The 12,162-nt window shown below is 42.3% G+C and carries 12 protein-coding genes and 1 riboswitch; of the genes, 1 reads left to right on the forward strand and 11 read right to left on the reverse strand.

Annotation, left to right across the window (positions count from 1 at the left end; genetic code table 11):
• Positions 1-18 precede the first annotated feature (18 nt).
• Both fdnG and fdhD read right to left on the reverse strand, forming a co-directional pair.
• Complete coding sequence (gene fdnG, locus VQ643_RS08240; RefSeq protein WP_414199149.1) at positions 19-3,072, reverse strand: formate dehydrogenase-N subunit alpha; 3,054 nt, start codon at positions 3,070-3,072, stop codon at positions 19-21.
• An 84-nt stretch (positions 3,073-3,156) separates the two neighbouring features.
• On the reverse strand, positions 3,157-3,972 hold the full coding sequence (fdhD, locus tag VQ643_RS08245) for a formate dehydrogenase accessory sulfurtransferase FdhD (RefSeq protein WP_414199151.1): 816 nt from the start codon (positions 3,970-3,972) through the stop codon (positions 3,157-3,159).
• 180 nt (positions 3,973-4,152) lie between these two features.
• Between fdhD and VQ643_RS08250 the strand changes: the two genes are divergently transcribed.
• Positions 4,153-5,280, forward strand: coding sequence for a methyltransferase (locus VQ643_RS08250; RefSeq protein ID WP_414199154.1), 1,128 nt, complete (start codon positions 4,153-4,155; stop codon positions 5,278-5,280).
• Between the two features lies 1 nt (position 5,281).
• Here the strand turns inward: VQ643_RS08250 and VQ643_RS08255 are convergent, their stop codons facing one another.
• The 9 genes from VQ643_RS08255 to VQ643_RS08295 all read right to left on the reverse strand — a co-directional run.
• Positions 5,282-5,920 (reverse strand): TIGR02281 family clan AA aspartic protease, encoded by a 639-nt coding sequence (locus VQ643_RS08255; protein ID WP_414199156.1) that lies wholly within the window; start codon positions 5,918-5,920, stop codon positions 5,282-5,284.
• A gap of 14 nt (positions 5,921-5,934) precedes the next feature.
• Positions 5,935-6,390, reverse strand: coding sequence for a phosphatidylglycerophosphatase A (locus VQ643_RS08260; protein WP_414199169.1), 456 nt, complete (start codon positions 6,388-6,390; stop codon positions 5,935-5,937).
• Positions 6,391-6,403: 13 nt separating this feature from the next.
• Entirely contained in the window at positions 6,404-7,372 is a 969-nt protein-coding gene (thiL, locus tag VQ643_RS08265; protein WP_414199171.1) for a thiamine-phosphate kinase, read from the reverse strand.
• A 6-nt stretch (positions 7,373-7,378) separates the two neighbouring features.
• Positions 7,379-7,870 carry a transcription antitermination factor NusB gene (nusB, locus tag VQ643_RS08270; protein ID WP_414199157.1) on the reverse strand — a complete coding sequence of 164 codons (492 nt, stop codon included), beginning with the start codon at positions 7,868-7,870 and terminating at the stop codon, positions 7,379-7,381.
• Entirely contained in the window at positions 7,867-8,343 is a 477-nt protein-coding gene (gene ribE, locus VQ643_RS08275; protein WP_414199158.1) for a 6,7-dimethyl-8-ribityllumazine synthase, read from the reverse strand. The genes nusB and ribE overlap by 4 nt, the downstream gene beginning before the upstream one ends.
• Before the next feature lie 57 nt (positions 8,344-8,400).
• Positions 8,401-9,507, reverse strand: a complete 1,107-nt coding sequence (gene ribBA, locus VQ643_RS08280; RefSeq protein ID WP_414199160.1) for a bifunctional 3,4-dihydroxy-2-butanone-4-phosphate synthase/GTP cyclohydrolase II — start codon at positions 9,505-9,507, stop codon at positions 8,401-8,403.
• Between the two features lie 10 nt (positions 9,508-9,517).
• On the reverse strand, positions 9,518-10,177 hold the full coding sequence (locus VQ643_RS08285) for a riboflavin synthase (protein WP_414199162.1): 660 nt from the start codon (positions 10,175-10,177) through the stop codon (positions 9,518-9,520).
• A gap of 83 nt (positions 10,178-10,260) precedes the next feature.
• Positions 10,261-10,410: riboswitch (FMN riboswitch) on the reverse strand.
• Positions 10,411-10,469: 59 nt separating this feature from the next.
• Positions 10,470-11,267, reverse strand: coding sequence for a glycosyltransferase family 4 protein (locus VQ643_RS08290; protein ID WP_414199163.1), 798 nt, complete (start codon positions 11,265-11,267; stop codon positions 10,470-10,472).
• A gap of 329 nt (positions 11,268-11,596) precedes the next feature.
• The coding region (locus VQ643_RS08295; protein WP_414199165.1) for a glycosyltransferase at positions 11,597-12,162 on the reverse strand (566 nt) is incomplete at its 5' end.

Consider the following 12,162-nt stretch of genomic DNA (forward strand, 5'->3'; position numbering starts at 1 on the left):
TGACATAACTTGACTCCATTAAACTTTTTCAATGTCTACAAGGAAAGCCTTGTATTCAGGGGTTTGTGCGTTTGCATCACCAACTGGAGGCGTGAGCACATTCGCTAAAAATCCTTTGCGCGTCGTACCTTCAAAGCCCCAGTGACAAGGTACGCCAATAGTGTCTACTTGCTTGCCATCAATCTCTAAACGATAAATACGCTTAGTCACTACAGCCACTGCTTTGATATAACCGCGTTTAGATTTTACCCTTACCCAATCGCCCGCTTTAATGCCTTTTTCTGCCGCCAGTTTTTCACCAACTTCTACAAACTGCTGTGGCTGAGCAATAGCATTTAAACGCGCATGTTTAGTCCAGTGGCGAAATAGCTCTGTTATCGAATAGGTTGTAGCTACATAAGGAAACTCGGTGTAAGTGCCCATGCGCTTTTTATCGTTATCAAATAAACGCGTGGTTGGGTTGTGCATTTGTTTTGGATAGACAGGATTAGCAGCTAATGGCGACTCTATAGGCTCGTAATGCGCTGGCATTGGACCATCTTTTAAGCCTGTGACTGCAAATAAACGCCCCATACCATCAGGCATCATAATAAAGGGATTAACACCTGAGTTTGGCGCGGCTGTAGCCGCATAATCAGGCACATCAAAGCCCACCCAGCGCTTGCCGTTCCACTCCAATAGTTTACGTTTAGCATCCCAAGGTTTACCACTAGGATCCATAGAAGCACGGTTATACAAAATACGACGGTTTTGAGGCCAAGCCCATGCCCAACCTAATGTGCTACCCAAGCCTGATGGATCGGCATTATCACGGTTAGCCATTTGGTTGCCTTTCTCTGTCCATGACCCGGTGAATACCCAGCAATAGCTGGCTGTAGTACCATCATCACGCAACTCAGAGAAGTCATTTAATAATTGGCCTTTATGTAAAATGATATTACCTTGTTCATCTTTAATATCTTCTAAGGCATAACCATTGGCTTCTTTTGCAACTTCATCAGGACGCGGATCAAGTGGATTATCATAGTTCCACGCCATATTCATTAGCGGCTCAATACCTTTGCCGCCTTCTTCGCGATACAAGCGGCGAAGCTCCATTAGTAGATGCCCAAGAATTTTTCCATCATGCCATGCTTCACCTGGAGGCGCTGCACCATCCCAGTGCCATTGCAGCCAACGGCCTGAGTTCACGATAGAACCTTGCTCCTCAGCAAAGCAGGCGGTAGGTAAGCGGAATACTTCTGTTTGAATGGAGGCGGAATCTACATCATTAGATTCACCATGATTTTGCCAAAAGCTGGCAGACTCGGTTTTTAGTGGATCCATCACCACCATAAACTTCAACTTCGACAGCGCTTCACGCGCCTTATTAGAGTCTGGGAATGCCGCTAATGGGTTAAATCCTTGAACTAAATAACCATTCATTTTGCCTTGATGCATTAACTCCATGGTAGTTAGTACATCATATTCGCGATCCCATTTTGGCAGCCAGTCATAGCCCCAATTATTAGCTGCTGTTGCTTTATCTCCCCATAAGCTTTTCATCAAACTAATGAAGAACTTAGGAGTATTTTTCCAATAGTTAACTTGTCCCGGCAATAACTCTGTTGGCGTTACTTCCTTTAAGTACTGCTCAACCGATGTTTGTTGATCGCTAGGCAGGTTCATGTAACCGGGCAAACGTGTAGATAGCAACCCAAGGTCAGTATACCCCTGAATATTAGAGTGACCACGCAAGGCGTTTACACCGCCACCGGGCATACCAATATTGCCTAGTAATAATTGAATCATGGCGGCACCACGAATCATTTGTACGCCACTGGTATGATGCGTCCAGCCTAATGCATACAAGAATGTAGCCGTACGATCAGGGGCAGAGGTTGAGGCTAGAATCTCACAAATATCTAAGAAATCTTGCTTTGGCGTACCGCAAACTTTGGTTACCAAGTCTGGCGTATAACGTGCCACATGCTTTTTCAGCAACTGATAAACAGATTGCGGATCTTGTAAAGACATATCACGCTTAGCATGACCTTGCTCATCAAGCTCATAACCCCAAGAGCTACGATCATAGGTTTTGCTGCTGGCGTCATAACCACTAAATACGCCTTCCACAAAATCAAAATCCTTACGAATAATCAAGCTCGCATTGGTGTAATGCTTTACGTATTCATGCTGGATTTTTTCATTTTCTAATAGGTAATTAACCACCCCCATTAAGAAGGTAACATCCGAGCCTGCACGAATCGGTGAATACATATCCGCAACAGCAGCGCTACGATTAAAGCGTGGATCCACCACAATTAGCTTGGCGCCATTATGAATTTTAGCGTCTACTGCCCACTTAAAGCCTACTGGATGCGCTTCTGCTGGGTTACCGCCCATAACTAATACAACATTGGCATTTTTAATATCAACCCAGTTATTGGTCATCGCACCACGGCCAAAGCTCGGAGCTAAAGCGGCTACGGTAGGCCCATGACACAGGCGGGCTTGGCAATCGGTCGATAAAATGCCTAAAGCGCGCAAGAAACGAAAGTCGAGCATTCCCGTTTCATTACTGGCAGCAGAACTGGTGAGCATACCTGTTGAGAGCCAACGATTAACTGTAACCCCTTGCTCGTTCTTCTCAATAAAGTTAGCGTCACGGTCATCTTTAATTAAGCGTGCAATACGCTTAATAGCGTTTTCCCATGTAATACGCTGCCATTTATCTGAACCTGGGGCGCGATACTCAGGATACTGTAAGCGTTGATCACTATGAATATAGTCAATAAGACCAGCGCCTTTAGGGCATAAAGAACCACGGCTTACTGGATGATCAGGATCGCCCTCAATATGGAAGATACGTGGTTTGGCGTTACGTGCACCATCGCCTAAGCTATACATTAAAATGCCACAGCCTACAGAGCAATAAGTGCAGTTATTACGGGTTTCTTTGGCACGTAATAGCTTGTATTGGCGAACTTGTGCTGCTTGCGCAAGGCTAGGCGCAAAGCCTAAGGTTGCTGCAGTAACACCTGCTGCGCCAGCAGTGCATAGTTTAAAAAACTGCCGACGATTCATTTGCATAAACTATCTCCATCTCAGGCATATCTAAACGCTGAAACGCACAGCTCTTAGGCTGTACTTTTTGATTAGAAAATCTTACTTAGATCACTGAGGGCTATATACGCGCGCTGGACTTTGATGGGGCACGTGAATCAGGTTCAGGTTATGTTTACGGGCCCAGTCAACGGTTAAACTGCTTGGTGCAGAAAGGCTTACTAAGGTATGAATTCCTGCCCGTACAGTTTTTTGTAATAGCTCTAAACTGCTGCGACTGGTCATAACAACAAAACCTTGGTCACACGCAATTTTTTGGCGATATAAGGCTCCAATTAATTTATCCAGTGCGTTATGTCGCCCTATATCTTCGCGACATAACACAACCTCGCCTTGAGCATCAAAGAACAAAGCGGCATGTAACGCACCGCTTTTTTCAGCCAATACTTGATAAGGTTGAATACGCTCACGTAGACCTTGCAAGTATTGAGCGTTAGGTAAGTCACTTACCGTTAAAGGCGTTAATTGTGGCAGCGCTTGTTCAAGCGCACTAACACCACATAAACCACACCCAGTACTTCCAGCTAGCTCTCGCTTCGTTGATTTAAGCTGCCAGAAAGCACGGTTATTCAGTGTTACTTCAACCTCTAACGCATCGCCTAGCACATTTAACTGCATGTCTAAAATATCACTGGGATGCTGAATTATTTGGTAGCTCAGGCTAAAACCTACAGTGAAGTCGCCTATGTCTTGAGGTGTTAACATCATTACACTGTGATTAATACCGTTAAAGGTAATACTCAAAGGCATCTCTTGGGCAAGACAGCTTGCATCCTGAAATGACTGATTTGTTAACTGATAATAGGTATAACGGCGCTCTTGTAATAAATCGGAGGGCGTTATTTCCAAACATATATAACCAGACATAGCTACTCTACTTTTGTATCAGTCATATTTTAACCAAACGAGACACTAAAAACCACAGCATGATTCTCAACACTAAAAGACTACAAAACTTTTATCCGACAAGTTTGTTTATAGATGCGCCAAGACAGGCTAAAATTGATCATTCCAGTTAAATTATTTTATTTCTTTTGATTACAGGCCATGACTTCAGTTCTAACCACCCCTTATGCGCAATTAAACCTTAAGCGTTTTCCTGAGTCAGCCAACAACTCATTACAGGCATTCGATGCCGCTGATGAATACCTATTACAGCACCTAAGTAGCCTACAACTTTCCTCTAATGCTAATTGTTTAGTACTTAATGACAGCTTTGGGGCGCTAGCTGCCAGTCTAGCTTCGCACTTTACAACAACCAGTAGTTCCGATTCTTTTTTAGCTAAAACAGCCTTATACGAAAACCTTAAAAGAAATCATATTACTCAAGCGGTGAGCTTCGTTCCGAGCAACCAGTCTTTAACTGGAAATTACGATATTGTCGTTATTCGTATTCCTAAAATTCTTTCATTGTTAGAAGAACAATTAATTCGCCTGCAAAAACACATCACTAAAAATACACTTATTATTGCAGGAGGTATGATCAAGCACTTGCCCAGAACAGCAGGTGATTTATTAGAAAAGTATATTGGCTCTGTACAAGCGTCCTTAGCACAAAAGAAAGCTCGACTGTTATTTTGCACACCTCAGACTTTAACAGCCGCCAACTCGCCGTACCCTACGCACTATTATGCAGCGCATTTAAAACAGAAGCTAATTAATCATGCTGGTATCTTTTGCCGCGAAGACCTCGATATTGGCACTCGTGCGTTCTTGCCCTTTTTACCCAAAAACCTAGGCATTATTAATGCGGCTGATCTTGGCTGTGGTAATGGTGTTTTGGGGATAAGCCTAGCCCTACTTAATCCAGAGGCTAAACTGACGTTAATTGATGAATCATTTATGGCTGTGCAATCAGCCCAAGATAATTGGAAGCAGTTATTCCCTACGCGAGAGGCTAGAATTTACGCTTGTGATGGATTAGCCAATGAAGCTGAGCATTCATTTGATTTAGTGATATGCAATCCGCCCTTCCATCAACAACAAGTCATTGGTGACTTCTTAGCCAAACGCATGTTCAAACAGGCTCAGACAGCATTAAAACAAGGCGGGGAGTTATGGATTGTAGGCAATCGTCATCTAGGCTATCACCAGCAGTTAAAAAACTATTTTGCAGATGTTCAACTTATAGGAAGCACTGCAAAATTCGTTATTTTAAAAGCGGTTAAAGCCTAATTTACATTTTTGACTCAAGAATTAATGCATCTTGCTCAACGCGCCAACGAATATGACTTAAAAAACTCATACCCAATAAAACTTCTGTTGGCGAGTCACCTTCAAGCACCACTGCATCAACACCCAGTACTTTAATCTCACCAACCTTTACTTCTGCCAGACGAACCTGCCATCCTCTTGCCTGCCCATTAGCTGTGCTTGCAGTCACAGGGCTGCCTGATTGATAATTTAAACCAATACGCTTTGCTTCATTTTCATTCATAGCAACAGATGTAGCCCCTGTATCCAACATAAACTGTACGTTATTACCATTTACTGAACCCGCCAGCCAATAGTGGCCACCTAGACCCTTAGCAATAACTAATCGTTTAACGCTATTAACAGACGCCGCCGAACTATAATCGCGGCCTAGCTCATAGTCACGCTCCATACCATCTACTTTTAAGCGAGCACCTTTACTATCAGCACGAATAACTTGCACACCTGCCGGCCCCACTTCTCCTACTTTAACCAACCTACGCTCACCATCCACAACCACAACAGCTGCATTGGGAAATAAGCCAACTACCTGCACTATGGTTTGAGTAAAACCCAACACTGGAAATAAAATTAAAGCAAACAGCGTTAATAGTCGTAGCATTTTGATAATCCTAATCAAAAAATAAGTACTATGATTTGTAATACAGCAGCTGCTAGTACACCGGCAATAATGTCATCTAACATAATTCCAAGGCCACCATGTACTTTTCGGTCTGCCCATCCAATAGGCCAAGGTTTCAAAATATCAAAAAAACGAAAGAGTACAAAACCTACCAATAACCAAACAAATCCAGTGGGTGCACAAAAAAGAGTAATCCATACACCAACAAATTCGTCCCAAACAATACTATTATGGTCATGCACGCCTAAATCTTTCGATACTTTATCGCAAAGCCAAATTCCAAATATTGATGCTAATACGATAATCGCGGCATAAGCCCATAAAGGTAGTAAAAATAAGAAAGGCACAAAAGCCAAGCCAACTACACTTCCCCAAGTTCCTTGCGCTTTAGGTGCTAAACCAGAGCCTAGTCCAAAAGCTAGAAAATGCCATATATCACGACAAAGCATAGGATCTTTTGGTTTATTCTGTTCGTTCAAAGTGCTGATATCCTACATGAGCAAGGGAAAGACTATTCAGATCGGCATTAATTAACTTAACGCCTTCACCGGCTGTCACATAACCAATTTGGGTCACATCAGGGAATAATAACTGCAAAGCGGCTAACTTATCTGCTGGCAAGGTAAATACCAAACGATAATCATCCCCACCTGTTAAAGCCAATTGCACAGCTTGTAACTTAGAACAGCTTTGCAATAAGGCCTTGGATAACGGTAATAATTGTGGATCAATGCATAGCTGTTTAGATGACGCCTTAGCAATATGGGCTGCATCTGCCAATAAACCGTCAGAAATATCTTGAGCAGCTGTAGCTTTACCTAAAAGATAGCGTCCTAAAGCTAACTCAGGCGCAGGTTGCCAGTATCTTTTTAGTAAAAAATCCGTCGATTCCGTCATGAGCTTTTCTGGATTAAGCACCCAAGCCAAAGCCGCAGCCGCATCCCCTAAATTACCGCTAACACATAGGCAGTCGTCTTCTTTGGCCCCGCTACGCAATAGTGCTTGCTGCCGTGGAACTTGTCCCAGCACGGTAACTGTAATGCTTAATGGACCGCGTGTTGTATCGCCGCCAATCAATGTAATCTGACACTGCGCAGCCATCTGTTCCAACCCCTGAGCAAAGTTTTTCAACCACTGGGGATCAGCTTGTGGAAGCGTTAGCGCCAAAGTAAAAGCTATGGGCGTTGCTCCCATAGCAGCCAGATCACTGACAGATACAGCTAGCGCTCGCTGGGCTAAGAGATTTGCAGGTGCATTAACAGGAAAGTGTACAGTTTCAACAAGTGTATCTGTTGAAACCGCTAAATGATCACTAGCTGTAATAGCTAATAAAGCGCAGTCATCACCAATACCTAGCTCAACAGCACCACCAGTGCGAGCACAAGCTGCACTGGTGAAGTAGTGTTGAATTAACTCAAACTCACCCACAATACCAACTTACTTACGTGCATCTTTGGCAGCACGTACTTCTGGACTACGCAAACGTGGAGCTAATTTATCTAGCACACCATTTACAAATTTATGCCCATCTGTAGCGCCAAAGGTTTTTGCAAGCTCAATGCCTTCATTGATAACCACACGGTAAGGCACATCTAAACGACTGCGCAACTCCCATGTTGAAAGGCGTAAAATAGCCAACTCAACAGGGTCTAGCTCATCAATAGTGCGATCTAAAAACGGGCTAAATTGATCATCCAAGTCGCTTTTATTAAGTACGACACTGCGTAATGCTTCACTAAAATAGGCACCATCTACATTAGCAAAGTCATTATCTACGCGAAATTGCGCTTCAATTTCATGTAGATTCTGTCCTGCCAATTGCCATTGATAAATGGCTTGCATCGCTAAAGTGCGCGCCACACGGCGCTGTGCTATTTTACCTTTTACAGCCACTGGTTGCTCTTGGCTGTCATCGTGATTCAGGCTCACTTGGCCTCCAACTGCGCAAGCAGGCTAACCATTTCTAATGCAGACAAGGCCGCTTCAGCGCCTTTATTGCCCGCTTTAGTGCCAGAGCGCTCAATTGCTTGCTCAATGGAATCTACAGTTAGTACGCCAAAAGAAACAGGCACATCATAAGATAAAGAAACCTGCGCTAAGCCTTTAGTGCACTCACCTGCCACATATTCAAAGTGCGGAGTGCCGCCACGAATCACCGCACCTAAGGCGATAATGGCTGCAAACTCATCGCGCTGAGCAACTTTCTGTGCCACTAATGGCAACTCGAAGGCACCTGGCGCGCGAATAATGGTAATGTCATCTTTGTTAACACCATGACGTGTTAATGCATCTATCGCACCTTCAACTAAGCTTTCAACAACAAAGCTATTAAAGCGTCCAACAACCAGAGCAAACTTACCCTGTGGTGCAACAAAAGTGCCTTCAATGTTTTTCATAGTCATGTTCTATTCCTAATAAAGAGCAAAGGGCATTACCTAACTGGTAATGCCCATACAAACTTAATCAGCTTGTGGAGTGATATATTCTACAACTTCCAGATCAAATCCGGATATTGCATTAAATTTTACAGGATTACTCAATAAACGCATTTTCCGCACGCCTAAATCACGTAAAATCTGTGATCCTGCGCCAACTGTGCTGTGTTTTTCCTTAACTCGCGTTTTTTTACCGTCTGTCGGATTGAGTTGAAACTCAACTTGATCCAACAATTCATTACTACTTAATGGATTACCCATTACCACAACAACACCCTTGCCTTCATTGGCAATAGTTTGCATAGCCGCACGTAAACTCCAGCGATCTTTTTGTTTAGCCGCCAGTAAATCACGCACGGGATCCATTACATGCACACGCACTAATGTAGGCTCATCTTCTTTGATTTCACCCATAGTTAACGCCAAATGCACATCATCCGACACAGTATCGCGGAAGGTAGTTACTTTAAATGTACCTTCTTCACTAACTAACTCCTGCTCAGATACACGCTCAACAGTGTGCTCATGCAATAGACGGTAATGAATAAGGTCAGCAATGGTGCCTATTTTTAGCCCATGCTTTTCGGCAAATACTTCAAGATCAGGACGACGCGCCATAGAACCGTCGTCATTAATCACTTCACAAATCACTCCGCTTGGTTCACAACCAGCCATACGCGCTAAATCGCAAGCGGCCTCAGTATGGCCTGCACGTGCTAACACACCGCCATCTACTGCCGTTAGTGGGAAAATATGACCTGGACTTACAATGTCATCGGCTACGGCATCTTTGCTAATGGCCGCTTGCACTGTACGCGCACGATCATCGGCTGAAATACCCGTAGAAACGCCTTCTGCAGCCTCGATTGAAACCGTAAAGTTAGTACCAAAACCAGAACCATTGTGTGTTGCCATTAAGGGCAGCTTGAGCCGTTCACAACGCTCCTTGGTCATAGGCATACAAACCAAACCACGGCAATGGGTGATCATAAAGTTAATAACTTCTGGCGTAACAAACTCAGAAGCAATAATCACATCACCTTCATTTTCACGATTTTCATCATCCATCAAGATGACCATTTTGCCTTGGCGAATATCAGCCACTAGGTCTTCAATTTTTGCTAATGCCACCTTGTGCTCCTTAACGCATAAACCCATGTTCAGCTAAAAAATGTTCAGTTATAGCGCCATTATTTACTTCGCCAGCTTTATCACCCAGCAATAGACGCTCTAAATAACGCGCTATTAAGTCAATTTCCAAATTCACCAAAGAACCACTACGGTAAGTTTCCATAATGGTTCCTTGAAGCGTATGAGGAATAATAGTCAGCTCAAACTCATTACCATTAACAGCATTCACCGTCAGGCTAGTGCCGTCCACTGTAATTGAGCCCTTAATCGCGATATAGCGAGCAAGCGTTTTAGGTGCACGAATTTTAAACTGCACTGCTCGCGCGTTGTCTTCCCTTGAAATCACCTCGCCGACACCATCCACATGACCACTTACAAGGTGCCCCCCCAAACGACTGGTGGGCATCAAAGCTTTTTCAAGATTAACGCGACTGCCTATTTTTAGATTTACAAAAGCACTGCGAGTTAAGGTTTCACGGCTAACATCAGCATCAAAGCCATCGCTGGTTAGTTCAACAACTGTAAGACAAACACCGTTGACAGCAATGCTATCTCCCAGCTTTACATCTGTTAAATCCAATGAACCTGTTTTGATATGGGCACGAATATCACCGCCTGTAGGCGTCAGTGCTTTGACTACCCCCACAGCTTCAATAATGCCAGTAAACATAGATCAATCTCCTGTTTTAGAAAAACAGGGCAATTTCTGATCGAATGGGAACACGCCAAGTCCAGAATAGACTCGGCAAAAGATCCCGCTCTCTCTTCATCCGGACTATAACCGTCGGCTTTGGATTCTCACCAAATCTGCTTGACCCTTACCCAATAGTAAGGCGCTCGCGGGCTGTGTACCTAAATACAATCACCGCCGGTGGGGACTTCCACCCCGCCCTGAGAACGTGCACTAATGTGCAGGAGATGTTTTACCATAAGTTGGGGAGAGATGCATTAGGTTTAGGGTATTAATCATTCTCTAAAATCATTTTAATCAACCGCTGATTCACCACATCAACATCAAATTTTTCTTGCGCAATCTTATAACTTTCTAGCCCCATTTTTTCAATTAATTCAGGTTGATCTATAAATTTCATCATTGCTGCAGCTAAAGCATCAGCATCCCAAGGAGGAACCATAAAACCATTCACACCATCAATAACCGTTTCTCGACAGCCTGGAACATCCGTAGTAATAACTGCCCGTCCAACAGCCATAGCCTCCTGTGTACTACGGGGAACACCTTCTCTATAAGATGGCAGCACAAACACACTAGAGCCAGCTAGCCATTCTTGAACATTATCAACATGCCCAAGATGAATAATAATATTGCTTGCAATTAGCTTATCAAGCTCAAACTGCTTTAACCCACTAGGATTTTCTGAATCTAGCCCACCTAAAATGATGAACTCAGCATTAGAATTATTCTGTTTAACTAATTTTGCAGCCTGAACAAACTCATGAATACCTTTTTCAGCCAGCAATCTAGCTATAAAAATAAAACGAACATTGTCTGAAATAGTAGGCTTGACATAAGGATACTCTCTTAAATTAAGCCCAATCCCTCCTAAAATTTCTACGCTTTTTACTTTAAGATTATATTTTTTTAATAAATCAATAGGATCGTCTGGATTAAGAAATATTAATTTATCTAAAAAAGGAAAGGCTAGCCGATAAAGCAAAACTTGTATTGAACGTATTAACTTTATTTTAAAAGGTAGAGGCTTTGGCTGAGCCGTAAATGTATAACCAAGCCCTTCTAACATTGCTATTCTTTTTGGAACTTTAGCTATTCGTGCGGCTAATGTTCCAAAAATTACAGGTTTAGTAAAATAGGAGAAATAATATCAGGAGCAATGCTCTTAATTTTATTTGAAAGTGCTATAGTACCTATAAAGTCTGAAAATGGATTTAATCCCCCCTATTAATTTTATAATCAACAGGAATTACATTTATTTCTTTTAGTTTTTCTTTATCAGTCTCAGAATAATTTGTAGCGAATGCATAAACGCAAGCTTTACCAACTGATAATTGCCTAAGAAATTCATACCTAAACCCTAAAATAGATGCAGCAGTTGTTCCAATAATAATAATTTTAATTTTTTTTATTCCTATAAAAATTTTTATCTCGAATGAGATTTTCATAAATCTCAAGCCATTGTTTAGTGATCATTTCAAGACTAAAATTAGAAATCACATGCTCTCTAGCATTAGTAGCCAGTTTCTTTCTCTCATCCTCTGTAAGGTTTAAAGCAGCATTAATACTTTTAGATAAAAGAATAGGATCCTGAGGAGGGCATAAAAAACCAAACTCACCAACAACTTCAGAAACACCGCCACAATCAGTAGCAACAACTATCTTTTCTGTTAACATTGCCTCAGCAACTACCAAACCAAAACCTTCATATGCTGATGATAAAACAAACAAGTCCGCTGCAGACAATATGCCTACAATATCTTCTTGCATACCTAACAATTTAACATGGTCTTCTAATTTCTTTTCTTTTATTATTTTTTCTAAAACATTACGTTGAGAACCTTCACCAACAATCCACAATCTAATATTATCGTCATTTTCTCTAATATATTGAAAAGCTTTAATTAGATTAAAGTAATCTTTTTGTTGTTCTAACCTGCCTACTGCAACCAATAATTTTATAT

This window comes from Pseudomonas sp. F1_0610, assembly GCF_047470865.1.
In the GTDB taxonomy this organism is placed as follows: Bacteria; Pseudomonadota; Gammaproteobacteria; order Pseudomonadales; family Pseudomonadaceae; genus JAZDRH01.